This is a genomic window from Spirosoma pomorum, from assembly GCF_054776615.1.
In genome coordinates, this window is record NZ_BAAHBP010000024.1 from 48667 (window position 1) to 74654 (window position 25988).

The window sequence follows — 25988 nt, forward strand, 5'->3', positions numbered from 1 at the left end:
TGTGTCAGTAGCTTTTCAGAAGTATTGAGCCATGCCGCGAATAATTTCCTGGGCGCGCTCACGCAACGAACTTGGCTCCAGAATCTGGGCTTCGTCGCCGAAGGAGAGGTACCAGCGGACTAGTCCTTCGGATGAATAGGTAAGGAACGTCATATCGACATACTCATCGTGCTCTTCTTCTGACACCAGGCCATTATAATATTTCTGCTCAGCCAAATGTCTGACGATTGTTTTATTAATCCGCAGAACGACCCGGTCCAGATTGCGGTCAGGATAAAGATTGCGCAGGTATTCCTGCAAAGGCGGATGAACGGGCTGAAAGCGTTCGTTGCCCAGTTGGATGGCGCTCATACGGTCCATGCGAAAATCGCGATAATCCTGCCGCAAGCGACAAAAGGCAATGAGATGCCAGTAATGGTCCAGATAAAAAACACCAATTGGCTCAACGCAACGAGTCGTCTCCTGCTGTTGGTAGGCCAGGTAACTCAGATGGAGAACCTTACGTTCAGCAATGGCCTGTAGAATGGTTTGAAGCGGATTGATCGTCATTAATTCGGGCCGTGGCCGACGACCCTGAACGATTTCGATGCGGTTGTCAATGTGATCAAGAATATCTTTCTCGGTGCTTCGAAGTACCGATTTTATCTTGAACATAGCTGACTGATGGTCGGTAGTCGTGGCGGTGTCCGTCATTTTCGCAACCAGTTTTTCGGCCGTAAGCAATGCGATGGCTTCTTCCCGCGTAAACATAACAGGAGGGAGACGGTACCCGTCCATAATGGTATAACCTACCCCAGCCTCGCCCAGAATAGGGACGCCAGCCTCTTCTAACGTCCGGATATCACGATAGACCGTGCGTAGGCTGATGGCAAAGCGGTCCGCAATATCCTGTGCCTTGACGATGCGTCGAGATTGTAACTGAATTAATATGGCGGAAATGCGGTCGATACGGTTCATAGAGTGGTAACAAAAGCGATAGCTCAGGCGGGGTTATATTAACAGGATAGCCTATTCTGTGTAATAGGCTAGACAACAGGTAATTGTCATGTGTTAAGTAACGAAAAAGGAAAATTTATATATTTTTATAGAAAATTTAATGAGATTTTAGTTAAATAAAATATTTATTAAATTATATAATTTGTGTAAATTTGGTTGTTCGTAAAAAAGCAAAAGAAAAATTGTGATCAGCATAATTCACATTTGACTTTTTTGTAAACTTATAGACATTTTCCCCCGTAAACTGATGAAAAACGTACGAATCCATATGATCTTTCAATGGGTATTCTTCCTGCCCATCATCTTACCGTTATGTTTAATTTATGGAGCCATACGCGGAGCCATGCAAATGACCGAGCGTGTGCTTGAGCAAATGATGACGGACATCACACAGGTAAAAGAAACCGAAACCTCACCGATTTTGAGTGATAGATCGTAAAAGATCAGGTTTCCAGTCATATAGCTTTTATAGCCGAAAAGCGCCCTAACGTAGTCGTATGACTTATTAGGGCGCTTTTTCGTGGTAGCGAGTGGACTACTCGAAAATAAAATCCATGTTCTTGTCTTTGAATTTCTCGTCGTCCAGTGCCAGAAATTCTTCCCAGAAGGGATCATTCGGTAAAGCCGCTTTGCAGACCAGCGGCTCTTTCTTAACCGGGTGGGTAAAGTAAAGTCGACGGGCGTGCAAATAGATCTTTTTGTCGGGCACGGCGCGATCGTACCCGTACTTCACGTCACCGCGAATCGGGCAGCCCATGTGCGCTAACTGAGAGCGAATCTGATGCGGACGACCCGTGATCGGATTCACTTCAAGCAGATAGTGCTCGTTTATTTTGCCCAGCAGACGATACGATAGTTCTGCTTTCTGCGAACCAGCTACTTCAGTGTCATAGACCGTTACCTGGTTTTTTTGTTCGTCCTTAACGAGCCAGTTGACCAGCTTGTCGGCATCTTTGGGTGGTTTCCGACGGACAATAGCCCAGTAGGTTTTCTGGACCTGACGTTTGCGGAAAATTTCGTTCATCCGCTCCAGCGCTTTCGACGTCCGGGCGAAAACAACCAGACCACTCACCGGGCGGTCCAGCCGGTGGACCAGACCCAGAAATACTTCGCCGGGCTTATTGTACTTTTCTTTGACGTATTCCTTCAGTAACGTTAGCAGCGTTACGTCACCGGTACGGTCACCCTGTACCAGGATACCCGGATCTTTATTGACAATCAACAGATGATTGTCTTCGTAAATAACCTGAAATGGTTGATGTTTCATGCTTTTGTGAACAAAGAAGCCTATACTTATACAGTAACTAGCTCTGCATCTGTGTATTTGCTCTTTCTACTAACTCAATACGCTTCTTTCTCGTTCGGGAAGTCACGTGCTTTTACGTCATCGACGTAATGCGCGATGGCCTGGGTCATGGTTGTATGCAGATCGGCATACTGACGAAGGAAGCGTGGTTTAAACTCATTGGTGATGCCCAGCAGGTCGTGAATAACCAGGATTTGGCCGTCGGCATCCGGACCAGCACCGATACCAATGGTAGGAATTGTCAGGCTCTGCGAGACCTTTTTCGTTAAAGCCGCCGGAATTTTTTCGAGCACCGTAGCAAAACAGCCAATCTCTTCGAGCATTTTAGCATCGTCCAGAAGCTTCTGGGCTTCGGCTTCTTCTTTCGCCCGGACAGCATACGTACCGAACTTATAAATTGACTGTGGAGTAAGGCCGAGGTGACCCATAACGGGAACACCCGCACTCAAAATCCGGATGATAGATTCCTTAATTTCAAGGCCTCCTTCCAGCTTGATGGCGTGCGCGCCGGATTCTTTCATGATACGAATGGCCGAACGTAACGCTTCCGATGAATTGCCCTGGTAAGACCCGAATGGCAGATCGACTACTACCAGCGCTCGCTTTACGCCCCGCACCACCGAGCTGGCGTGGTAGATCATCTGGTCGAGCGTGATGGGAAGTGTCGTTTCGTGCCCTGCCATGACGTTGGATGCCGAATCGCCCACGAGAATAACCTCAACCCCGGCCGCATCGACTACTCGTGCCATGGAGTAATCATAGGCTGTTAGCGCTGAAATCTTTTCCCCTTTATTTTTTAGCTCCTGTATTGTATGCGTTGTAACACGCTTGATGTCTGGATTATGAACTGACATGATTCCGTAAGCAACGTAAGGCCGCAAAGGTAGGGCTTTTTGTGGACTGCTTATTGGCCAGAATCAGTGTGGCTGGAGCCAGGACTCTGGATTAAGTTTAGTAAACGCCTTCCAGATCTGGAACTGAATTTCGGAAACTCCATTTTTGTCGGTCGCTACTGTACCAATGGTTTCGCGTGCTTTTACGCGCTGACCTGTCTGAACCGAAACACTGCGTAGCTTGGCGTACACCGTGAAATAATCACCGTGTTGAATGGCAATTACGTTATTCATTCCGGGCATGCTGGTTACGTCCTGAACGATACCGTCATACACCGCCCGAACGTTTTCTCCCGCGTTTGTTTGAATATCAACGCCCTGATTTTCTACGTAAATTCCTTTTAAAACGGGGTGCGGTTTCCGCCCAAACCGATCGGCAATAAATCCTTTAGAAACCGGCCACGGAAGATGAGCGCGGGAGGCCGTAAACGATGAGGCCAGCGCTGTTTCTTCGTCGTTCAGATTGTTATTACGTCGTTCGTCAGGTTTCTTGACTTCGGGTTCAGGTTCCGGCTCAATTGGACGAGTGGCTTTGGCTACGGTTTCCGGATCGGGCTTTTCACCCGCTTTCTCCGCGGCCGCTACCGCTTCTTCGGCCTTCCGTTTCGCTTCGGCTTTCCGGGCTGCTTCAAGACGAGCCAGGCGGGCAATGCGTTCCCGTTCAGCACGCTCCCGTGCTTCGCGCGCTGCCCGTTCTCGCGCTTCCCGCGCAATGATGCGGGTAATCATGTTTTCCAGCTGACTAATCGCTTTCCGGCTTTCGGCCAGTTCGGTACGCAGGTCCGCTTCTTTCTTGCTCAGTTCCTGAACGACGGCGTTCTTTTCACCTTTCAGGGTTTCGAGTTTTTCAGACTCCTTAACTTTGGAGACCAACGTACCTTGCTGCTGCTGGCGTTTGCGTTGCGTAGCCTGCTGCTTCCCCTGCAAAGAAGACTGTACGGTGTTGATCTGACGGACTTGACTCTGCCGTGCATCCGAATACTGCCTCAAATAACGATAACGGGCAACAAGCTGATTAAAATTATCCGAGGCAAAAAGGAAACCCAATGGATTTACCTGCTGACGACGGCGGTCAGCCGCGTAGACCATAGCTCCGTATTCTTTCTTCAACTTACCAAGGTCCTGTGTCAGTCGGGCGCTTGCTTGTTTCAATTCCGAAATCTCTGACTCTGTTAAACGCAGGTCTTTATTCAATAAACCGATCTGTTTGGACTGCGTCTGGATTTGCTGATCCAGCGCTTTCAATTGTCCTAAGCTGACCTGTTTTTCAGAAGATGTTTGCTTCAGTACCGTATTGATCTGGCTCATACGCTCCATATTCTGCCGCTTCTCTTTTTCCAGCACTTGTCGGTTTCGTTGGGTTTGTTGCGCCATCACAGCGCTCGACAGCAGGAGCAGGCCCAGCAGCACAAATCCAGATCGTTGGAGAAAAAAAGAAAACATCGCTAAAGAAAGACGCATAAATACGGGAAGCCAACAAATTAGTTAAGTCGACGCTGATAGCTGGCCGGCACTGAAAAAGGAAATCCTGGATTTTTATCGCTTAACTCAACCCGACTGTGTCTGATTTGTACGTCGGTTTGACCCGCCTGATCCGTAGCTCTGGGTTTGTAGGTTAGTGAAATGAGATTATTGTACGGAAAAAGAACGTTCGCTACCGCGGTAAAATCTTCGTAAGTAATCTGGAGGGTATTCCGGGTGGGTTGGTCGGTAAGGAGCACCTTGGTCAGTTTCTGATTCGGTACGCTGACGTAGTTTTCGACTAAAATTGGTCCCGCCTGCTGACGGTTTAACACCATCGACTCCGACGTGGAAGCGAGTGTAGCAGGTTGTTGGGGATAAGGAGGATTGCCCAGCAGAATCGACTGTAACAAAGCAAAGTCGATCTTGAAGTTAAACTGTCGGCTTAGCGTAGGGAAATCGAATGAAATAACTTCTTTGTGAATCTTATCCAGAACAATAATCGAATCGGGAGTAATCAGCGTTCGAACGGCCTCCAGGCCCAGCTTGCTAACCGATAACCAGATTAAACTGTCTTTTCGGGCACGAATGGTTAGGCTGGCGTTGTCGAGATCCTGCTTGGGGCCTTTAAACGATAGCTTAGACCGCGTGGTCAGGTACTGAAAGTCGATTTCGGCAACGTTGAGCCGTGCATCAGCTTTAGGCGACGTTTTCGCTATTGTGTCGGTAGCCACGGGCTGAACGGGCGCTGCCTGCGTAACCGAATCACTCTTGGTCGTAACGCCAAAATTTCTGGAGTCCGTCGCTGGTGGCCGACGGCAGGCATTACTCAGCATCAATAAACTGAGCAGTCCAGCCATGCCAATGTATTTAGTCATTGAGTTTTCCCGTTGAGATTTTCTTGTCAAGCGCAGGGGTAGCGTTTCCTTTCGTTTTTGCTAATTTCCATTGTTCCAGCGCTTTGTCGTGCTGGCCAAGCTGATATAGCACATCGCCGTAGTGCTCGACAATGGTTCCACTGACTGTGGCTGGATTAGCCATGGCCTTTTCCAGGTATTGCCGAGCTTTCGCGTAGTCTTTCGATACGTATAGCACCCAGGCATAGGTGTCCAAATACGTTGGATTGGTTGGATGCCGTTCCGCCAGCTTCTGCGCCAGTTGCTGAGCCCGGGGCAGGTTCGCCTTCCGTAGCGACAAGAAATAGCTATAGTTGTTCAGAACGTAATCGTTGATGGGGTCAAGCTTAAGCACCGCTTCATAGGCTTCATCTGATTTGGCGTAATCGCCCACGCCATTGTACGCATCACCCAATTGAGCATCGATACCACGTTTCAGAGCCTCATCATTACTGGCTGCCAGGAGCTTCTTACTTTCTTCCAGTGCATCGACGGCCGCCTGGTAGTTACGTTTGTACAAATTCGCGGATCCGTTCGAATACCAGAAAACTCCCTGCGTCGGAAACATTTCAAGCGCTTGCTGGGAGTGAGTCAGCAGGCTGTCGGCCTGGTTGAGTTCGTTATCCAACTGGAGTAAAGCGCCCCAGACTTCAAACGTGGATCCATCCAGTCGGGCGGCTCGGGCGTAGGCGTCGCGCGCTTCTGCTTTTTTTCCCTGTTGCGCGAGCAGATCGGCCATCATCACCTGCGACTTCGGATCGTTGGGGTTCGTCTGGGCCAGCGTCTGCGCCATGTTCAGCGCATCCTTCTGGGCCGTTGGGTTCTGTTCGGTCATACCGACGTAGCTAGACAGAATCCGGGCCTTCAGGCCGGCTTCCAGATTTGGGTTCGCCAGTACCTGATTCAATTCTTTACTGACGCGGGCCATGTCCCCTTTTTTGCGGTAAATGTCGGCCAGCAGGACGTGGGCCTGGGGGGAATCAGCGTTCAGCTTAAGCGCTCGGTCAATCCAGGTTAGTGCCTGATCCGATCGATCGTTGGCAATCAGGAGTTCGGCACCTTCCAGCAGGTAATCTGGCTCCCCTGGCTCCGAAGCGACCAAGCGTTCGGCTTCTTCAACCGCCTTGTCAACTTTATTTAACTTCAGATAGATACGTTGCTTCTGTCGGATAATCTCTTCGTTCAGGCCCAGTTCACGCTCTACCAGGTTATACGCGTTCAGGGCTTTCTCCGGTTTATCGTCGAATAAGTAAATGGCAGCTAATTCGACTCCGTATTCGGCGTTTTCGGGACCCTGCTTCAGCAGTTTCTCGTATAATTCTTCGGCCTCACCGTACCGCTTCTGTTTGACGTATAACTCGCCCAGAAGTAATGCGTAGAACTTGTTCTGGGAATCTAACGAGTAAGCTTTGGTCGCATGTTGTAGTGCTTCGGCTGGCTTATTGCTTTTGATATAAGCATTGGCGAGCGAATAGTGAGCCGCGGCATTATTCGGCGTTTTCTTCAGTACGTTCTGAAATTGCGTAATGGCCCGGGCTGGCTCTTCCGTCATCAGAAAGCGCATCCCGTCGGCAAACTGCGTTTCAATAGCGAGCCGATCAGCCGTGGTTGAGGCAATACTTGCCAACGATGTGTCAGCCGAGAGGCCCCGGTCGCGCTTGCGTTGTGCCTGCGCCGTGAGTTGACCGGTCCACAGTAGCAAGCTTAGCCCGCCAATCCATGCCAGTAGCTGACGCCCGGAGAAAAACTGGTATAACGTATTCATACTGGTCAGCGTGTCAAGTGCGTACGGAAGAAAAACGCGTGAAAAACCGTTCTATTGCCGCTTTGACGGGTTGTAGGCCCTCACACAAAGTTAGTTTAAATTCCGGCATGTATTCATGAACGTGCAAAACGCCTGCCAGCCTGCTACAGACTCTAACAGTTTCGGGATTCCGTTGGTTGTGTAAACTGGTGTTACAGTACCACAACAAGTACTGAACGGCCAATACAACTAAATATACTCGATAATGGAAACCCTGTACACTGCAACCGTCAGCAACATCGGTGGTCGCGATGGTGATGTTAAATCGCTCGATGGTATTCTGGAAATGGATGTAAAACGTCCACTGGAAATGCACGGTGAAGGCGGAGCGGCTAACCCCGAAATGCTATTTGCTGCCGCCTATAGCTCCTGCTACAATGGGGCGCTCATGGCCGTTGCGAAACGTCGGGAAATAATTCTGCCGGAGCACGCCGTTGAGGTAAGCATCTCGCTGAATCAGGATGGCAACAATATGTTCTTGTCAGGAAAGATTGTCGTGAAAGCCCCTGGAATGAATCATGACCAGCTGCAACAGTTGGCCGAAACAGCTCACTCTGTTTGTCCCTACTCGAAAGCCATCAAAGGGAACATGGAGATGAAAGTAGAGGTGCTGGTATAATACACTGAACGTGCCGTTCATGCATGGAAGCGCGACCGAAAGAAAGAATAGCCAGCTCACTCGTTCTTTCTTTCAGTCGCGCTTTCACTGTTAGGCGGCTACGTCGTAAATCTGAACCCGCTCCCACAGATGCGAGCACTCTGACACAAACTCCTGATGAACTGGGTGAACCTGATAGGCATCATGGGCGGCTTGGTCGGCGAAGACAAGGATCAGCGACAAATCATACGTATGATCAATGACCGGACGACGGGTTTCGGCCGGACCGCCAATGTAAACCGTCGCTATTTCCTGAACGCCTTTCAGTGAGTTAAGACCTGCCTTGAGTGCGTCGCGGTCTTCCTGATTCTCGGGGTGTTTTAGCCAGAAATAAACAGAGTGAACAAACATAATTTCGTCGATAAGTTAGAACGGGCAAATTACAGGCTCTAACCTTACTTTCCCCGCTTCCGCTACGAAAACTTCTCCAACTGCTTTACCAGAACGCCAAAATCCTTGGGATAAGGAGCGACAAACGTTTGCTCCTCGCCGTTCAGCTGAGTAAAGGTCAGCGAATAAGCGTGGAGTGCCACGCGCTGAATCAACGGTAATTCTTCGGTGTCTTGTTTCAGATTGAACTTTCGTTTGACCTCCGACAGATAAACCGGTTTACCGCCATACGTAGCGTCGAACACGATGGGCGCCTTCAGGCACATCAGGTGCACCCGAATCTGGTGCATACGGCCCGTGATGGGCATACACTCCACCAGTGTCGCTGTCCGGTAGGCCTGTAGCGTGTTGAAGATTGTTTCGGCGACTTTGCCTTTCTCCCGGTCGATACGTACTGCTGTACCATCTTTAATGGGGGAAATCGGTAAAAAGACCGAAACACCATCAAAGTCATGGACGCCGTTCGTTACAGCATGGTAGCGCTTGGTCACCTCCCGGTGTTCAAACTGCATGGCCAGATGCCGATAGGCTTCGGGATGTTTGGCGATGGCCAGCATACCCGACGTTTCTTTATCCAGCCGATGCCCGAGCTGAGCGTCGGGGCAATACTCTTTAGCCATCCGCAAAATACTCTGCGTCCGGTCGGTAGTCCGTTCGTCCAGCGAAGCCACGTAGGGCGGCTTGTTGATGAGGATGTAGTCATCGTTTTCAGCAACGATGAGGTCTGCAAAATTTAACTTCATGACGCAGAGAAAGTAGAACACAAAAAGCCTCTTCTGGGCGGAAGAGGCTCAACGATGTATGTGTTGTTGATTACAGCGACAGCGTACCGCGATCGTATGCTTTACGCAACGTTGCTTCCAGACCGTTCTTGTTGATGGTCTTGATTGCTGAGGTAGCTACTTTTAACGTAACCCATTCGCCGGTTGATTCGACGAAGAACCGCTTCTTCTGCAGGTTGGGGTAGAACTTACGTTTCGTTTTATTATTAGCGTGCGATACGTTGTTACCAACCCGCGTGCGTTTTCCTGTGATTTGACAAACTCTGGCCATTACCGTACTCGTTTTCCGTATGAGGGCGCAAAATTGGCTAATTAATTCATAATCTGCAACTACTCTTTCGTTTTTTTATAGCCAAAGGGGCAATGTCGGCACCCATTTTTACAGCAGTACCCCCGTTTCTGGTGGTAAGCCGCTGTAAATACCAAAAAGCCATCAGGTGTCATGTAGTAGTCCTCATCCGTTAGGGCTGGCGTCGATTGGGGAGACCCAGCCGGAACAGCGGTGCTTTTGGGCATGTGTCGGAGAAATCGTATTTTTGAGAAGCAGCGTCTGTGGCCGCAACGTATTGGTTGCCAAAGGTACAGGTTTTGCTGTCGATTTGTTTTGTTACTCAATTCTGGACAAGCTTATGGAAACACTAACATCAATCACGACGCCTACCCAGGCGATGGATCTGGAGTGGGAATACGGCGCTCACAACTACCACCCGATTCCGGTCGTTCTGACGCGGGGCGAAGGAGTGTTTCTCTGGGATGTTAACGGAAAACGATATTTCGACTTCCTGTCGGCGTACAGTGCCGTAAGTCAGGGACATTGCCACCCCCGAATCATCAGCGCTATGACGGAGCAGGCCCAACGGTTGACCTTGACTTCGCGGGCGTTCTACAACGATAAGACTGGCCTTTGTGAGCAGTATCTGTGCGAATACTTTGGCTACGATAAAGCACTTCTGATGAACTCTGGTGCGGAAGGTGGAGAAACTGCTCTGAAGCTAACTCGAAAATGGGCGTACTTAGTTAAAGGTATCCCGCAGAATGAAGCAAAGGTTGTGTTCGCGGCCGGCAATTTCTGGGGACGTACCCTGGCGGCTATTTCGTCGTCGACTGATCCCAGTAGTACCAATGATTTCGGGCCGTTGCTCCCCGGTTATGTTATAATTCCGTATAACGATCTGGCGGCTTTGGAAGAAACGTTCGCCAATGATCCCAATATCGCCGGGTTTATGGTTGAGCCTGTTCAAGGCGAAGCGGGCGTTGTCGTACCGGACGAGGGCTATCTCCGAGGAGTTCGTGAGTTGTGTACCCGGTACAACGTTCTGTTCATTGCCGATGAAGTACAGACCGGTATTGGACGGACGGGGAAGCGACTTGCCTGTGACTACGAAAACGTAAAACCCGATCTGCTGGTCCTGGGCAAGGCACTCTCGGGCGGTACGTTACCCGTGTCTGCCGTGTTAACGTCGGATGAAGTTATGCTCACCATTAAGCCGGGCGAACATGGAAGTACGTTCGGCGGGAATCCGTTAGCCTGCGCGGTCGCGATGGCAGCGTTGCAGGTTGTGCAGGATGAAAAACTGGCCGATAACGCTATGGTGATAGGAGAGGTTTTCCGAGCTCGGATGCGGGCAATTAGCCAGAAAACGGATTTAGTCAAACTAGTACGTGGGCGCGGTTTGCTTAATGCGATCGTTATTACCGAACGCCCCGACTTAGGTGAGCAGACAGCCTGGGAGATCTGCCTGAAATTGATGGAAAATGGCTTATTGACGAAGCCGACGCATGGGGATAAAATTCGTTTTGCTCCCCCGCTGGTCATCACCGAAGAGCAGATGCACGAAGCCTGCGACATCATCGAGAAAACGTTGCTGGCCTTTTGAGGTAAAAATCAGACAAATACGTTGGCTGAGCAGCAAGTCAACTGTGTCTGAACAGGTAAAAGCCTTTCCTCGTCCTGAAACAGGATCAAACGGGGAAAGGCTTTTTTATAAACCCATCAGGCGTTTCAGGCGCTCGTAGAATCCTGTGTTTTTGAACGTAAACGTTTTATGCAGGATGTAGTTGCTAATGAAACTCAGGCCCATACCACTCGTATGAGACAGCAATTTATTTACGTTAATAGTCTTTACGGAATAAGGAATAGTGACCTGGTAGATCCCAAAAAGCGAAACTGATAAGGCGTAAATGGCTGTCGAGCCGTAGACCGTTATTGCACCAGAGAGTATCGACACGAGGGAAAATTTGACCATTTCCCGGCGAGTTTTCGCCGAGTTCTTCGCGTTGAAGGCAAATAGCTTGGTGAGAAAAAAACCGACGAAGAAGGAGGATACGTAACCGCCGATGAGCCCTTGTTCATACGTAAGCTTAAACCACTCCTGCAGCAAAGTACTGATCAGCAGTTGTAATAATGCGCCGGTGGCAGCTACAATGAAGTACGCAACAAGGTCCTTCTGATTAAATAAGTCGTTTTTCACAATGTACCCTTCTCGAAAAGGCCGCAAGTTAGGACGAAACTTGCATTTGCAGGTCCCTTGTGATAAAGCTTCGACGAAGGGCGTTGTTGGACTACTGGCTGCTTCGTTCAGCGCTCACCGTGGAGTATGCCCCGCCGGGTAGTGGTTGACCGTTCCTAAACGTAGCTTTCAGGTTGGCTCCATCAGCGAATTGATAGACGCCTTTCCCATTAGGTACGTTCTTCTGAAACCAGCCTGCGTACTTGTCGCCGTTGCGATAAAAATAGACGCCATAGTCGGAACGAAGGTTGTCGCGAAAGTTACCTTTGTATTTCAGCTTCCCATCGGCGTAATACTCCGTCCCTTCGCCGTGTTTATCACCGTCCTCAAATTCACCGACGTATCGTTCCCGGGTTGGATAGATAAAAACACCGTTGCCATCTTCGCAGTCTCCCGATACGCAGCCAACGGTTGCCGTTACGGGGCGACTGATGGGCCGGTCTGGTACCGTTGTTCGGGTAGCAACTGAGGACGTTGCCGTCGGTATTGGTTTGGGCGAAATTGCTACGGCAGATTTGCTCGCAGAACGAGTTTTGGGATAAAGCGATTCGGCTTCCAACCAGCCTTTCCGAATGGCGTCCAGTCGGGCAGTTTTTGCTGGGTGGGTTGGGGTGGCACGCTCATCACCCAGCGCCCGTACGGCGACCAGCGACTCATCCAAAGAGGCACCTAGTTGATGAAGTACGAAGCCCGAAAACTTATCCGCTTCAATTTCCTTTTGTGGCTGGCCACCCCGCCCGTCAATGGTGTGCCCCTGTAAATGATGACCGATTTCGTGAGCCATGATGCTGATGGCGGACCAGTCGGTTTCGGTTTCTTCCTCCAGGCTTTGCATGAAAGCGCCGTCGTAAACAATGTACCGTTGGCCTTTCAACACTGTAGCGAAGCAATTCTCCGTGTTTGAGCACTCCATAATCTTGAAATTACGCATTAACCCAATCGGCTTCAGAATTCGATCTACTACCTTCTGAGCGTGCGTATTAGAGGAAGTCGTACCCGAGCAGATTACTTGTTCGTCAGTTTTATGACCCGTATAGTTACAGATAAAAGCTTCGGGGCGGGTAGGGAATGCAGGGGTTGTTTGCGCAGCCAGCGGCTCGCAGACCGTAAGGCTGATGAGAAGGAAGGAAAGAGCCGTTTTCACAGAACCAAAGCAGGTTAATCGTTCAACACGGCTCAATAACGAACGAAAGAAGGCTTGTATTTTATTTGAAGCGCTGCACCATTACTTTCCCTTGAGCGCCAACCGCAAAGCAGGTGCCTTTTACGCAGGATACGGAGTGAAAACTTTCCGTGTCGACCTGTTGCCAGGTTTGTCCCTGATCGGCTGAGAGGGCAGTGCCCGACGGCCCGACGGCCAGTAAGCGTTCGCCGGGTAATAAAGCAACTGCTTCTTTGAGGCCGGGGGGATTCGTTGGCGCGACGAGTTGCCAGGTCTGCCCGCCGTCGCGGGTAACGGCTGCGTTTGGACCAGCCAGCTTCTCCTGCTTGTAATTACCTCCAACAACCATACCGGTCTTTCCCGTAAAAAACTGCATGCCAAACAAGCCCGTCGCTTCACCCGCTGGTAAAGGCGTTGTGTGCACTGACCAACTACGTCCTCGATTGGTAGACCGAAAAATTCGCCCGGCCGTACCGCCACCGGAAGCAATCCAGACATTCTGTTTGCCCTGGGTAACGATGCTGGTGCCACTAGCCGCAAAAGCTGCTTCGCCGGGTTGCATGCGTGGAAGTGCTGCTGGGGGAACGGGTTGCCAGGAATCACCACCGTTGTCGGTTGTCAGAATAACCCATTTCCCGTCGACCGGATCACTAAAGACAATACCATGCTGAGCATCCCAGAAGGCTATTCCGTCGAAAAAAACGCCTGGCTGCTTGGTCTGATACTGCAATGTCCAGGATGCCCCCCCGTCGGTAGTTTTATAAATGCGGGCTTGGCCCTTTTCTGCGGGACCAGCGCTCATCAGATAGGCCGTGCGCGCATCAACGGCGTGAACGTCGCGGAAATCACAATCCTCCGCATCTGGTACGGTGCCCGTTTGCCAGGTAGCCCCGCCGTCAGCAGTATGGACAAACGTACCTTTTGTGCCGCCAATCCAAACGACGTCAGTGCTGGCTGCGCTGACTGACCGAAAACTAGCGTCGGTATGAACGACTTGTGGTTGCCATTGGGCAACCACAGGAGATAAAAACAAGATGTTTATAAGCCAAAAAAGAACGACGCGCATCATGGATTGACCGGCGTGGTTCGGCTGCCGGAAAGAGGACTTGTTTGTTCAGTAGCGGCTTTCAGTCGAGCGACTTCATCGGCTAAGCTACCTGCTTTAAAATAATAGTATAAACCAGCGATCAGGAAGACCTTCGATAGAACGAAGACAGCGATGAAGGCCGGCCGCCAGTATTTATGAACACGAATGTGGGTTTCGTCAACCTCAACGTTCACGTAATCTGGACGAGGCTGGCTTTCGGCAGAATCGGAGCGCTGACGTTGGTAGCTTTGCTGCTCACTGGCTCGTTTCTGAATCTCTCCTTGGGTGATTCGTTCGAGTACAGCGTTCCGAACGGATGGCGGTGGGGGAACAGCATGGCGTAAGAAGTGTTCCTCCAACTCCAGTTCTAGTTCGTTGAGCTGGATCTGCAAATCGGGATCCGTCGACAACAGTTGATCGACATCTTTTTGCTGTTCCTCTGAAACTAAGCCCAGCAAATACGATTCAAGAATGCCGTCAGTAAGATATTGATACGTCTTCAAGGTCGTTTACCGGATTAAGAGGTACGAAGAAACAAAAAATAATCGTGAATTGCTTGCATGACTGCAGAATATGGAATCTGCAGCCGTTGAGCAATAGTCTCCGGTGTAATCCCCTGACAGAAAGCTAGGTTGAAAACGTACTTGGCCTGTTTATCGTTCCCGGCCGTCGTCGTCGAAACAAACAGCTCGTTGTTCGTCGAAGTTGTCTGGCGGGCGGCTAATGCCCTGGATCGGGCCTCCCGGATAATGGAACTGGCCACCCCCTGCGATGACTCTGGATGTAATGCTTCGAGCTGCGATGAGGAGAACAGATCGATCAAAACGTGTTGTGCCTGCTCTTTTTCGGGGATGATCTGCAAAATAACTCCGTAGGCCATCGCTCCGTAACGTTCGTATAATCGAATACGGTTTGAGCCTATTTTAACTTCCAGGTTATTAGGCGAGTATGCTGTTACGTTCGTTGTACTCATCTTACATCATCAATATAAAGCTCACACACGATCATGAGCAAAAAGCAAGCCGTTTCTTTATTATTTGGCGTTAAGCAAACTTCTCTGTAAGTATACTCAATTGAGAATTCGTAAATAAGAAGTGTATAAATTGAGGGAAAGTATGATAGTGTGATCAGTGTCACAAACATACGGTAAAGTTTACGCGTGCTGTCGCTGGATGCGTTCACTAAGTAATTGATAGATAGAATAAAGGTCCGGTTGAGTGGCTAACAAGTCCAGATGGCGACGAATGGTGGTCTGGTCTCCCCGGCGAGCTGGTCCGGTCTGGACGGTCCTAGGATCGTCGCTGTTGAGGCCTTTTGCCAACGTTTCTGCCACAAGCGGGCGCAGCAATGTAAAAGGAAGTCCACTGTCTATTGTAAGATCGTGAGCAATTGCCAGCAAATGATTGGTGAAATTACAGGCAAAGACGGCTGCCATGTGTAGTCGAAGTCGTTCCTCCGAATTCAAGACGTAGACAACCTGGCTGATGTCCTGCGCCAGTTGGATCAGTAGTTGAAGTGTTTCGTCGGTTGAGGCTTCGACGCAGATGGGAACATCGCTAAAATCAACCAAAGATTGTTGTTTCGAAAACGTTTGGACCGGATACAATACTCCCGTTTGAACGGGTATATCGCTGTACACCTCAACCCAGTGCGCTAGTGAGGTCAAGGGCTGACTGCCGGAGACATGGACGAGTATGGCCTGTTCAGGCAGGACCAGTTGTGAACAAACCGTCTCAATAGCATCGTCGGATACGGTCAGGAAAAACAAACGCGATGAACTCTCCGAGAAATTCAGGTCCGAATGCGTCTGAGCGTCGTATAAGTTGCTGATGAGCTGCCGGGCGTGCTTCAACTGGCGGCTATAAACCTCATTGATATGATGGCCAGCGGTTTCCAGAGCGGGGGCCAGGTGCCAGGCCAGATTTCCGGCACCAATGAATGATATTTCCATGGTCAAGTATACGGCAATTTCAGACACATCGTCGATAGGTAACGTTTCAGAAATCGTCTCCTAACCTAAGCAACAGAAACTGTACAAGCGACAAAAGGAACAAAACAATCGGGGATTAGTTTTCTGGGAGCCTGTTGTAACGTATACTGATTCGTTCAGTGCTCTCCATCAACAGATATACCCTTTCACTAGAACCAGTCGAGTATTATTTGTATGGAAGTAGCTATCCTAGTTTGTTACGGGTTGGCCTTGTTTCTCCTGTTCGCCTACAACTGTGGGCAGTTAAGCCTGATCATCACCTATCTCAGAACCGCTCGTCGCCGGAAAGAAGCACGATCGTTTGTCCCATCAAACGTTGATGACCTGCCAGCTGTGACTATTCAACTGCCAGTTTACAATGAGCTTTACGTTGTTGAACGGCTCATTGATTCGGTCGCCAAACTGAATTATCCCCGTCATAAACTTGATATTCAGCTTCTGGATGATTCGACTGACGAAACCGTTGAGATCATTGCCCGAAAAGTCGAAGAATACAAGCAACTTGGGCTATCTATCGAACATATCCGACGGCCCGAACGAAAGGGCTTCAAGGCGGGGGCACTGGCCTACGGACTTCCGCTCGCCAAGGGCGAGTTTCTCGCTATTTTTGACGCTGACTTTGTCCCAGATCCGGACTTCCTGCTGAAGACGCTACCGCGTTTCGTTGACCCTAAAGTCGCCATCGTTCAAACGCGCTGGGAGCATCTGAACGAAGATTTTTCGCTGATGACGCAATTGCAGGCCTTTGGACTCAACGCCCATTTTACGGTGGAGCAAAGTGGGCGCTACGAAGGGGGTTATCTGGCGAATTTTAACGGAACCGGTGGGGTGTGGCGAAAGGAAGCAATTCTGGATGCCGGGGGCTGGCAAAGCGATACGCTCACGGAAGATCTAGACCTGAGTTACCGGGCACAGCTGCGCGGCTGGAAATTTGTGTACTGCGAAAACGTTGGATCGCCCGCCGAGCTGCCCGTCGCCATGAATGCCTTAAAATCGCAGCAGTACCGCTGGATGAAGGGGGCTGCTGAATGCGCCCGTAAACTGGCCTGGCGGGTGCTAGCAACACCAGGAATTTCATTCTCCATGAAAGTTCATGCGTTCTACCATTTGTTCAGCAGCGCTACGTTTATTCTGGTGCTGGTGCTGGGGGTCCTGAGCGTCCCCCTGATCTACATCCGCCAGACGCATCCGGAATGGGAGTCGGTATTTACGGTGATCAACCTGTTTCAGATCAACCTGTTAATTCTCATTACGTTCTACGGGATTCCTCTCTGGTCATTGGGCGAAAAAAACAAAGCCAAGCTGGCCTGGTATTTCCCGATGTACTCGTCGTTAATGATGGGCTTATCACTGCATAATACGATTGCCGTTGTCGAAGGCTACATTGGGCGCAAGACTCCTTTCGTCAGAACGCCTAAGTTCAACGTAAAGGCGGCTAACGACAGCTGGGCTGCCAACAAGTACGTGAGTCGTAAACTGAACTGGCTGACCCTGGTTGAAGGCACACTCGCGCTCTATTTTCTGGGAGGACTGGCACTCGCGTTTTACGTAAACGACTTCCGGATGTTCTTCCTGCACATCATGCTGATGGTGGGCTTCGGTATGGTATTTATTTACTCGCTGGTTCATGCGGGGCAAAAGGCTGTGACGGTATAAAAAAGGGCGCTCAATTGAGCGCCCTGATTCGTTTTATTGAGTTGGTATTATCGGTTGCTATTGAGCGGCTTTTTCCATGAACAGGTAGCGGGCCCGGTTTTTATCTGGCTCCACCCGCGTATTAACGTCAATGTGCATGACGGGTGGGGTGTTTCCGCCTTTCAGAGCTGGCCATTCGGGTAAACCGGGACCGTTCGGATTGCCGGTTTTAACGAAGTTGGCGAAGTACTCCTGCATCACTTTCGATACTTTGTAATCGTCGGCTGTCCATTCGTAGGTCTCGTTATACGGCAGGTTACCCATCGCGTATTCAATTTCGGCCGAGTGAACAGCTCCCCGCGCTGGAGGCATTTTAGGCGCATCGCCACCGCGTACGACACCACCCGCCAGACCCGCCGTAGCGTTGCCCATCGAGGCTTTCATCGCCGGACGAGGGCGTGAGAACAGGTATTGATAGACTGGCTTCTCGCCCGTTTTACTCTGTAGGTCGGCCCAACGCCAGGTGCTGAAAGCAATAAACCGGTCACTAGCCAGGTCAGTAGCCGATTGCAGCGCTTCGTCATCGTTCGATGCTGGGTATAATGTCAACACTTCGTCAGCCTGGTCTTTGTACAAGCGCTGTACCGCTTTTTTGTAGTTTTCAGCGGTTGGCTGCTCACGGCCGATTACAGCAAACGGGCTCATCTCTTCGGAGTTCCAGCCCACTAGCAGCGGTACGTGCGCCTGTTCGCCAGCTTTGAAGGACTCAACGGGAGACTTTGTGAAGAAGTAACCGTCAATAGCCGGTGAAAAACGAGGTGTGTTGGGTTTCGCGGTTGCTTCCAGAACCTGTTCCGCTGACATCGCCCGCAGGTCTGCCAGTGATTTAGCGCCGACCATTTCCGCAAACTTAACGCCTTGCTCTTCGGCTTCAGCCAGCTTGACAGGAGGCAACGCACCCAGCAGTGACCCGCTTTCGCCGATGGCACCAGCAATCAGATTTTTAGCCAGGGGAGACACCATCTGCGCGCTAACCGAAATCGATCCTGCTGATTCGCCAGCGATGGTTACGCGTTTAGGATCGCCACCAAACGCTGCGATGTTATTTTGCACCCACTGCAGGGCCGCCTGCTGATCGAGGAAACCGTAATTGCTCGATGATTTATGCGGAGACTCTTTTGTCAGCTCGGGGTGAGCCATGAAACCGAAAACCGAAAGTCGATAGTTGACCGTAACGGCTACCATACCCTTCTGGGCCATACTTTCGCCGTCATAGCGTCCTTCGGAACCATCGCCGGCCATCAGGCCGCCACCGTAGAAATAAACCAGGACCGGTAGTTTTTCTTTACCCGATTTGGCCGGGGTCCAGACGTTCAGGTACAGGCAGTCTTCGCTCATGCCGTCAGACCGGAATCCCATGTCACCGAAAATAGGGCGCTGCATGGCGCGGGGGCCAAACTTGTCCGCTTTCCGAACGCCCTGCCAGTTCTTGACGGGCTGCGGTTCACGCCAGCGAAAATCGTCAACGGGAGGAGCGCCGAACGGTACGCCTTTGTACATTCGGATACCGGTTTTCTCGTTGGTAACGCCCTCCAGCGTACCATTTTTTACCTTAACCTGAGGGCCGGTCTGAGCTATGGCATCCGGTAGAAAGCTAACTGCCGTCAGTAAAAGAATAACCAACTTTTTCATTGATCGTAGGAATAAAAGGTAGTTGTCAGGGAAAATATACAAGGAAAGTAGCCTCGTTATACCATTATTGTAACAATATGATACAATAGTAAATCTTTCCTGGTTAACTGACAAATTCTGTTCGTTATTTGCAACTTATTTTTTGGGAAGATGCAGAAACAGGCTGACTACAAGATAAGTGATGCGCAGGGGGAGGGTTTTCTGCCCGGGTTGGCTATGGATTTTGTTATTTTCGGATTCCACCAGAATCAGCTGAAAATTCTGCTGCTCGAATACAGAAATACAGGCCTGTTTGCCTTGCCCGCTGGGTTCGTGAAACGGGATGAAAATCTGAACGATGCCGCTCGACGAACCCTTGCTGAACGAACTGGCCTGCACGATATCTACCTAGAGCAGTTTTATACCTTCGGTGATCTGGCCCGCTACGATCCGCAGCCCATGCGAGCCATTATGCAGGCGAAGGGACTGACGCCGACCGACGATCATTGGTTGTTACGTCGTTTTGTGACGGTGGGTTATTACGCATTGATTGACTTCACCAAAGCGATTCCCATTCCGGACGCGCTGGCCGATCACTGCGAATGGTGGGAACTGACCAGTCTGCCCTCGCTGATGCAGGATCACCAGAAGATTGTGCAGAAAGCGCTTGAGACATTACGGACGAATCTGGATCGGATGCAGTGGTTAGCGTCTTTGTTGCCCGAAACCTTTACCATGGGCGAATTACAGAGCCTATATGAAACCATTCTGGGGCAGAAGCTCCACCGGTCAGGATTCCAGCGTAAAATCCTGGGCCTTGACCTGCTCGAACGGATTGAAAAAAAATACAGTGGTGGAGCGCACAAAGCGCCTTATCTGTACCGGTTTCGGTCCGGAACCTAACAGGCTACTGTTGAATTCGATATGTTTTGAGCCAGGCTTTCAGTATGGCTGGGTCAGATAACTCCTTGATATCTTTCTTCGTCGCTTTTATGTTCCGTTTGAGTGAACGAATGTCGTTGTTAAAGCTCATCTCCAGACCTATTACCGAACCGACCATCATAAACGGCTGACCCATAGCATCGGCGAGGTGATTCTGTATCCCGTACAGTTCGTTATCGAGCTCTTCTGCCTGCTGCTTCAGAATTTTGTTGTAGTACCGAAGCTGATCGTCGGCCAGGGTTTCGAGGTGCTGCTGATCGATCCGGTTAAATTCGAGTTGCAGCCGAAGTAAAGCCAGCAGGTCACTTTTCTCGTAGGCTTCCGTCACGCGTTGCATAATCTCTGTCTTCCGCTCTTTCTCGGCTTCATCGGGTTCCCGGTCGGGGTGAAACGCCTTGACCAAATCCATATACAGCGTCCGGACGGCTTTGGTGATGTTACGTTCTTCGGTCTGCTTTTTGGCTTCCCGCTCCAGTTGTTTTGCCGTTTTCGGTTTCTGCGCACGTTTTTGTTCGGTCTGCTGCTGGCGCTCGGCGTTGGCTGCCTGCCGGAAGTGCAACTGCTCATCGACGTAAGCCATGAATTTCTCTTTCGTACTGACGTCAACGTCCGGATCGAACGTAATGCCGTACATCGAGCTGACCATCTCTTTCATGACGTCCAAGATTTGTGCATCAGCTTCGTTGTCGACAACATCAAAGCTATCCGCATTGTGTTTATCGAAGAGAGGCTTCAGTTCGTCCATCCCGTGTTCGCTGATGAGATCATAAGCAAGGTTGTTAATCAGATCAGCCAGTTTTTTCTTCTCCGCTTTTGTCGCTTCGTTTCTGTCAAAAGCCCGGTCAAACAGACGGACCAGATTCGCCCGCAACTGATTCAACTCATTCATCAAGGGAACATACTCTTTGTGGACGCGCTGTTGTAAAGTGGTTGCCGCCTGCCGGAAGTCAGCCAGTTGCTGTTCCAGCTCGCTAATTTTTGCCGTCAGTCGGTTGAACTCTTTCTGCGCTTTGGAAAGGGGCGCTCTAGTCTTGTCGGGCGTTGGGATGTAAACGAGTTGCGATTGGCTCATGGAGTAAAAACATAAATTCCCCTGGTCAGGACTGTTCTAACCAGGGGAATTGTATAAAGGGGGATACTACTGCTGGATTCCAGCCAGATTCAGCATAAATGCGTATTCCAGGGCGGTTTCTTTCAGCGCCTGGAACCGGCCCGATGCGCCACCGTGACCCGCTTCCATGTTGGTATGAAGCAGCAGCTGGTTGTTATCGGTTTTCATGGTCCGAAGTTTGGCTACCCATTTGGCAGGTTCCCAGTACTGCACCTGCGAATCGTGCAGCCCCGTCGTTACGAGCAGGTTGGGATACGCTTTCTTCTCGACGTTGTCGTACGGCGAGTACGATTTCATGTAGTCGTAGTACGTCTTGTTTTTTGGATTGCCCCACTCTTCGAACTCTCCCGTCGTCAGCGGGATACTTTCGTCCAGCATGGTCGTCACCACGTCAACGAATGGTACGGCGGCTACTACGCCCCGGTACAACTGCGGAGCCTGATTAATGACCGCGCCCATCAGTAAGCCACCCGCACTGCCGCCCATGGCGAACAGCTTGTCGGAGCTGGTGTACTTGTTCTTGATCAGGTATTCCGATACGTCGACGAAATCATTGAACGTATTTTTCTTCTTCAGCATCTTGCCGTCTTCGTACCACCGACGGCCCATTTCCTGACCACCCCGAATGTGGGCAATGGCGAAAATGAAGCCCCGATCGAGCAAGCTCAGGCGGGTTGAGCTGAAGCCCGGATCGGTTGATGAACCGTAAGAACCATAGGCATACTGAAGTAGGGGCGCTGAGCCGTCTTTCTTGGTGCCTTTGCGGTACACAATCGACACGGGAATCTGAATGCCATCGCGTGACGTAGCATACACCCGCTCCGATACGTAATTGTCCTTATTGAAGCCACCCAGAACGTCCTGCTGTTTTTTCAGCGTCTTGACCTTGGTGTCCATATTAAAATCATAGGTCGAGCCGGGTGTCGTCAGCGATGAGTACGAATACCGCAGCACGTTCGTGTTGAAATCCGGGTTGTAGCCAATGCCCGCTACGTAAGCCGGTTCGCCGAAGTCGATGTAATAATCGTCCTTCGCCGGTGTGCCCGTTTTCTTCTGATTAATAACCCGAATGTTAGTCAGACCAGCTTTGCGTTCGCCCAGTACCAGGTAGTTAGCAAAAACGTCCAGGTTAGCCAGATATACGTCGGCCCGGTTTGGAATCACTTCTTTCCAGGCTTTTTTGTCGGCGTTTTTGCCCTCAGCTACTTCCATCAGGCGGAAGTTTTCGGCTTCCCAGTTCGAGCGGACGTAGAACTTGTCTTTGTAGTGTACTACGTCATACTCATGGCCTTTCTGACGGGGCAGGAAGGTTTTAAAGGCGTCGGTTGGCTTGCTGGCTTCCAGTAGCTGATACTCCGTTGCTACGCCGTTCTGATCCGAAACAATAGTGATGTATTTCTTCGACTTCGTCCGGCCCAGCCCCATGTAGAACTGGTTGTCTTTTTCTTCGTAGACCAGTACGTCATTCTTGGGGTCCGTGCCCAGCACGTGCCGGTACACCTGGTAACCGAGCAGGGTTTTTACGTCTTTTTTAACGTAAAAAAGTGTCTTATTATCAGCCGCCCAGGCGAAGCTACCCGCTTCGGTATTCGGAATGGCTTCTGGATAAATCTGCCCGGTTTTCAGGTTTTTGACCTGTAGGGTATATAAGCGACGGCTAACGGTGTCCTGCGCGAAAACGGCCAGTTCTTCGTTGTCCGACACCTCATAACCACCGAGCTGAAAATAGTTATGGCCTTTAGCCATTGCGTTGCCATCGAAAATAATCTCTTCGGCAGCCTCCAATGAACCCTTTTTGCGGCAGTAAATCGGGTATTCGCCCCCCGTTACGTATTTTACGTAGTAGTAATAGTTGCCCTCCTTATAAGGAACCGATGCATCCTGCTGTTTGATCCGGCCTTTCATCTCCTCGAACAGCTTCTCCTGCAGGTTTTTAACCGGAGCCATTACCTGATCGAGGTAGGCGTTTTCGTCGGTTAAGTACTTGATAACCTCGGGATTTTCGCGTTCGTTGAGGTAATAATAATTGTCCGTCCGGGTATCGCCGTTTGTCGTTAGTTCTTTGGGTTTAACGGTAGCCTTCGGTGGCGATAACGTTTGTGCTTGGGTCATGCCGTAGAGCGTGAGCGTGGTGATGAGGAGTAAACAACGTTTTTTCATAGTTCGTTTAGTGGCAGGTAATACGTAAATGTACGTAGTCGGGAGTTGGTTCGTATCGCTGTCTTTGTAAAAGGTAGCATCTTTGCCGATCAACAGGTAGACCCATGCCCGAAGTAGAAATCGTAGTTGCCCGTTATACCGAAGAGCTGAGTTGGTTACGTAAACGACCAGCCGCGTTGCAGGTGACGGTCTATGACAAAAGTCATGATCAATCTGGGGGCGAAACGGCACTGCCCCTGCCAAACGTTGGGCGGGAGGCCCACACGTACCTGCACCATATCGTCAGTCGCTACGATAGCCTGGCAGACTGGACGGTATTTTGTCAGGGAAAGCCCTTCGACCATGCCTTTGACTTTAAGAAAAGTATGCAGGCCCTGGTCGCCGATCCTGCTGCGTTTATGGATGGAAAGTCGTTCCGCTGGCTGGGTCATCTGATCGACACGGACGATAATCGGGGAGAGCGGCTGTTTAAACCCTGGAGTAAGAACGAAGACGGCCGTGGTCTCGACCTGCTGGGTTTTCACCGGGCTTTGTTCGACACGGACGGACCGGAACTATACACGTTCGTGCTGGGGGCACAGTTTATTGCGCACCGTGATTTGATTCGGCAGCGGCCGTTAGCCTTTTACGAACGAGCGTTGAACATATCGATTATGTTTCCTGACGCGGCTCACTGCTACGAGCGAAGCTGGGACAGAATACTGGGCGTAACTGGTATCGATCCGGACTGGCTGGCTGGCCGTCAGACGGTTTATTTGAAGCTAATGAGACACCAATCGGACGCTTCGCTCGGCCAGTGAGCAGCAGGAACAATAAAAAATTTTGTCTGATTAAAACGTTTTCCTAATTCCTGGCGTCTTATCTACCGACTCCCCGGTTGTATATTTAGCGGAGTGTAAGCCATTCTCTCTATGCATCGAAAGCTTTACGTATCTTCTTTTCAAATCGTTTTGTTGGGCGCGGTCGCCATCGGTTGTCTGACCGCTTTTCTACCGGCCAAAAGCTCGCTCGAAAAAACTTTCGCCCGGATCAACGAAGAAGTGAGCCAGCACAGTCGGGCTTACGAAACACTGGCCGACGCATCAACCACCATTGGTCATCGCCTGACGGGCAGCGCCAACGGGAGCAAGGCCGAAGCCTACGCCTATCAATTACTGGCCTCCTACGGCTTCAAAGACATTCGCTACGAACCGTTCGAAGTAGAAGCCTGGACGCGCGATACCGTTACGTTATCGGTCGTGCCCAAACGTAGCGACGACTTCCGGGAGGTGCCGGTTGTAGCGCTGGCGCATTCGCCCGTAGACGCACACGTTGCGGGGGAAATCGTTGACGTGGGTAATGGGCTGGAAGGTGATTTTGCCGCGGCAAAAGATAAGATAAAAGGTAAAGTAGCTTTGGTGAATATCGGATTGGCGGCTCCGACGCGGGGTGCCCGGAATCTGCACCGCTCCGAAAAAACAGCGCTGGCTATCCAGTACGGTGCGTCAGGGGTAATTATGGTCAATCTCGTTCCTGGTAACGTATTGCTGACGGGGACGGCTTCGGTAACGGGAAAGCTGATTCCGATTCCGTCGGTATGTATTTCGCTTGAGAGCGGACAGGCTCTCCGGGCGTGGATGCAGGAAACGCCTTCCCCGCTTCAGGCGACGATCGACATGACCAACAAAAGTCGAAAAATACGTGCCCGTAACGTAATCGCTACGTTGAAAGGCTCGAAGCTATCCGACGAGAAAATCGTGGTAGGTGGGCATCTGGATTCCTGGGACCTGGCTACCGGGGCGATTGATAACGGGATTGGTTCGTTTGCGGTAATGGACATTGCCCGGACGTTCAAGGCGCTGAAATTAAAGCCTAAACGGACGGTGGAATTTGTTCTGTTCATGGGCGAGGAGCAGGGGCTGCTAGGCTCACGGGCTATGGTTGATGGGCTTAAAAAAGCCGGTAAGCTCGACAACGTACGGTATATGCTCAACCTGGACATGACAAATGATCCGACGGGGCTGAACGCGTTTGGTCGGGAGGACATGGTATCATTTCTGAGTGGTATTGGTGAAACGATGAAGCAGGTCGAGCCTACTTTTGCCAACCAGATGCAGAATCAGGCCGGTCTTCATTCCGACCATCAGCCGTTCATGCTGGAGGGAATTCCGGTGGTGGGACTAAATGGGCACCTGGAGCGCTCGGTGCTGGATTGCTACCACGCCAACTGCGACCGGATGAGCCTGGTTAATGCCGATCAGATGAAAAATACGGTTCGCTACGCCACGATGCTGTTGTACGCGCTGGCCGATGCCGATCAGCTACCAGTCAAACGCCAGACTGACACACAAACCCGTGATTACCTGACGGCCCAGGGACTACGTACCCCGTTGCAATTAGCCAACGAGTGGCGCTGGAAAGAATAAGCAGGTAAACAGTCAATACGAAGAGAGCCGGTTGTTTTGCGAAAAATGACCGGCTCCCTTCGTATACGGCTCGGTTGAATGCTGGATGTTTTCGTTACTTTGTACATACTGAATTGACTGACTAACCCA

General features: G+C 50.7%; 26 protein-coding genes. 7 read left to right on the forward strand and 19 right to left on the reverse strand.

Going from position 1 to position 25988, the window contains the following annotated elements; all coding sequences use genetic code 11:
- Positions 1–15: 15 nt before the first annotated feature.
- Positions 16–957 (reverse strand): helix-turn-helix transcriptional regulator, encoded by a 942-nt coding sequence (locus ACYVAD_RS13760; protein WP_461140078.1) that lies wholly within the window; start codon positions 955–957, stop codon positions 16–18.
- A gap of 286 nt (positions 958–1243) precedes the next feature.
- Here ACYVAD_RS13760 and ACYVAD_RS13765 point away from each other — a divergent pair, with 286 nt between their 5' ends.
- A complete protein-coding gene (locus tag ACYVAD_RS13765) occupies positions 1244–1435 on the forward strand; it encodes a hypothetical protein (protein ID WP_461140079.1) in 192 nt (63 codons plus the stop codon).
- A gap of 96 nt (positions 1436–1531) precedes the next feature.
- Here the strand turns inward: ACYVAD_RS13765 and ACYVAD_RS13770 are convergent, their stop codons facing one another.
- The 5 genes from ACYVAD_RS13770 to ACYVAD_RS13790 all read right to left on the reverse strand — a co-directional run bounded on the left by ACYVAD_RS13770 (position 1532) and on the right by ACYVAD_RS13790 (position 7317).
- Complete coding sequence (locus ACYVAD_RS13770) at positions 1532–2263, reverse strand: RluA family pseudouridine synthase (protein WP_461140080.1); 732 nt, start codon at positions 2261–2263, stop codon at positions 1532–1534.
- A 74-nt stretch (positions 2264–2337) separates the two neighbouring features.
- Positions 2338–3156 carry a 3-methyl-2-oxobutanoate hydroxymethyltransferase gene (gene panB, locus ACYVAD_RS13775; RefSeq protein WP_461140081.1) on the reverse strand — a complete coding sequence of 273 codons (819 nt, stop codon included), beginning with the start codon at positions 3154–3156 and terminating at the stop codon, positions 2338–2340.
- 63 nt (positions 3157–3219) lie between these two features.
- Positions 3220–4638: a murein hydrolase activator EnvC family protein gene (locus ACYVAD_RS13780; protein ID WP_461140257.1), complete on the reverse strand. Its 1419-nt coding sequence runs from the start codon at positions 4636–4638 to the stop codon at positions 3220–3222.
- Between the two features lie 38 nt (positions 4639–4676).
- Entirely contained in the window at positions 4677–5534 is an 858-nt protein-coding gene (locus ACYVAD_RS13785; RefSeq protein ID WP_461140082.1) for a DUF4292 domain-containing protein, read from the reverse strand.
- On the reverse strand, positions 5527–7317 hold the full coding sequence (locus ACYVAD_RS13790; RefSeq protein WP_461140083.1) for a tetratricopeptide repeat protein: 1791 nt from the start codon (positions 7315–7317) through the stop codon (positions 5527–5529). Before ACYVAD_RS13790 ends, ACYVAD_RS13785 begins: the two co-directional genes overlap by 8 nt.
- 244 nt (positions 7318–7561) lie before the next feature.
- On the opposite strand from ACYVAD_RS13790, the gene ACYVAD_RS13795 reads away from it, so the two are divergent.
- Positions 7562–7975: an Ohr family peroxiredoxin gene (locus ACYVAD_RS13795; RefSeq protein WP_461140084.1), complete on the forward strand. Its 414-nt coding sequence runs from the start codon at positions 7562–7564 to the stop codon at positions 7973–7975.
- 90 nt (positions 7976–8065) lie between these two features.
- Here the strand turns inward: ACYVAD_RS13795 and ACYVAD_RS13800 are convergent, their stop codons facing one another.
- The 4 genes from ACYVAD_RS13800 to ACYVAD_RS13815 form a co-directional block, all read right to left on the reverse strand.
- Complete coding sequence (locus tag ACYVAD_RS13800; RefSeq protein WP_461140085.1) at positions 8066–8365, reverse strand: Dabb family protein; 300 nt, start codon at positions 8363–8365, stop codon at positions 8066–8068.
- A gap of 62 nt (positions 8366–8427) precedes the next feature.
- The gene (locus tag ACYVAD_RS13805) at positions 8428–9147 is read right to left on the reverse strand and encodes an RluA family pseudouridine synthase (protein ID WP_461140086.1); all 720 of its coding nucleotides are present in this window, start codon (positions 9145–9147) and stop codon (positions 8428–8430) included.
- Positions 9148–9217: 70 nt separating this feature from the next.
- A complete protein-coding gene (rpmB, locus tag ACYVAD_RS13810) occupies positions 9218–9457 on the reverse strand; it encodes a 50S ribosomal protein L28 (protein ID WP_176564922.1) in 240 nt (79 codons plus the stop codon).
- A gap of 59 nt (positions 9458–9516) precedes the next feature.
- Entirely contained in the window at positions 9517–9702 is a 186-nt protein-coding gene (locus tag ACYVAD_RS13815) for a DUF5522 domain-containing protein (protein ID WP_461140087.1), read from the reverse strand.
- A 113-nt stretch (positions 9703–9815) separates the two neighbouring features.
- Between ACYVAD_RS13815 and rocD the strand changes: the two genes are divergently transcribed.
- Positions 9816–11063 (forward strand): ornithine--oxo-acid transaminase, encoded by a 1248-nt coding sequence (gene rocD / locus ACYVAD_RS13820; protein WP_461140088.1) that lies wholly within the window; start codon positions 9816–9818, stop codon positions 11061–11063.
- A gap of 105 nt (positions 11064–11168) precedes the next feature.
- Here the strand turns inward: rocD and ACYVAD_RS13825 are convergent, their stop codons facing one another.
- The 6 genes from ACYVAD_RS13825 to ACYVAD_RS13850 form a co-directional block, all read right to left on the reverse strand.
- Entirely contained in the window at positions 11169–11657 is a 489-nt protein-coding gene (locus ACYVAD_RS13825) for a GtrA family protein (RefSeq protein WP_461140089.1), read from the reverse strand.
- A gap of 91 nt (positions 11658–11748) precedes the next feature.
- Entirely contained in the window at positions 11749–12840 is a 1092-nt protein-coding gene (locus tag ACYVAD_RS13830; protein WP_461140090.1) for a M48 family metalloprotease, read from the reverse strand.
- Between the two features lie 61 nt (positions 12841–12901).
- Positions 12902–13876 carry a WD40/YVTN/BNR-like repeat-containing protein gene (locus ACYVAD_RS13835; RefSeq protein ID WP_461140091.1) on the reverse strand — a complete coding sequence of 325 codons (975 nt, stop codon included), beginning with the start codon at positions 13874–13876 and terminating at the stop codon, positions 12902–12904.
- A gap of 47 nt (positions 13877–13923) precedes the next feature.
- Positions 13924–14448 carry a hypothetical protein gene (locus tag ACYVAD_RS13840; protein WP_461140092.1) on the reverse strand — a complete coding sequence of 175 codons (525 nt, stop codon included), beginning with the start codon at positions 14446–14448 and terminating at the stop codon, positions 13924–13926.
- Positions 14449–14462: 14 nt separating this feature from the next.
- On the reverse strand, positions 14463–14918 hold the full coding sequence (locus ACYVAD_RS13845; protein ID WP_461140093.1) for a sigma-70 RNA polymerase sigma factor region 4 domain-containing protein: 456 nt from the start codon (positions 14916–14918) through the stop codon (positions 14463–14465).
- A gap of 180 nt (positions 14919–15098) precedes the next feature.
- Positions 15099–15896 (reverse strand): Rossmann-like and DUF2520 domain-containing protein, encoded by a 798-nt coding sequence (locus tag ACYVAD_RS13850; protein ID WP_461140094.1) that lies wholly within the window; start codon positions 15894–15896, stop codon positions 15099–15101.
- Between the two features lie 213 nt (positions 15897–16109).
- Between ACYVAD_RS13850 and ACYVAD_RS13855 the strand changes: the two genes are divergently transcribed.
- Positions 16110–17591, forward strand: coding sequence for a cellulose synthase family protein (locus ACYVAD_RS13855; protein WP_461140095.1), 1482 nt, complete (start codon positions 16110–16112; stop codon positions 17589–17591).
- Between the two features lie 57 nt (positions 17592–17648).
- Here the strand turns inward: ACYVAD_RS13855 and ACYVAD_RS13860 are convergent, their stop codons facing one another.
- On the reverse strand, positions 17649–19262 hold the full coding sequence (locus ACYVAD_RS13860; protein WP_461140096.1) for a carboxylesterase/lipase family protein: 1614 nt from the start codon (positions 19260–19262) through the stop codon (positions 17649–17651).
- Between the two features lie 150 nt (positions 19263–19412).
- On the opposite strand from ACYVAD_RS13860, the gene ACYVAD_RS13865 reads away from it, so the two are divergent.
- Positions 19413–20144, forward strand: a complete 732-nt coding sequence (locus ACYVAD_RS13865; RefSeq protein WP_461140097.1) for an NUDIX hydrolase — start codon at positions 19413–19415, stop codon at positions 20142–20144.
- A gap of 4 nt (positions 20145–20148) precedes the next feature.
- On the opposite strand, the gene ACYVAD_RS13870 is transcribed toward ACYVAD_RS13865, so the two are convergent.
- The gene (locus ACYVAD_RS13870; RefSeq protein WP_461140098.1) at positions 20149–21255 is read right to left on the reverse strand and encodes a hypothetical protein; all 1107 of its coding nucleotides are present in this window, start codon (positions 21253–21255) and stop codon (positions 20149–20151) included.
- A gap of 66 nt (positions 21256–21321) precedes the next feature.
- Positions 21322–23454, reverse strand: coding sequence for a S9 family peptidase (locus tag ACYVAD_RS13875; RefSeq protein WP_461140099.1), 2133 nt, complete (start codon positions 23452–23454; stop codon positions 21322–21324).
- A gap of 104 nt (positions 23455–23558) precedes the next feature.
- On the opposite strand from ACYVAD_RS13875, the gene ACYVAD_RS13880 reads away from it, so the two are divergent.
- Positions 23559–24254, forward strand: coding sequence for a DUF3431 domain-containing protein (locus ACYVAD_RS13880; protein ID WP_461140100.1), 696 nt, complete (start codon positions 23559–23561; stop codon positions 24252–24254).
- A gap of 111 nt (positions 24255–24365) precedes the next feature.
- Entirely contained in the window at positions 24366–25859 is a 1494-nt protein-coding gene (locus tag ACYVAD_RS13885; protein ID WP_461140101.1) for a M20/M25/M40 family metallo-hydrolase, read from the forward strand.
- The last annotated feature ends 129 nt before the right edge of the window (positions 25860–25988 follow it).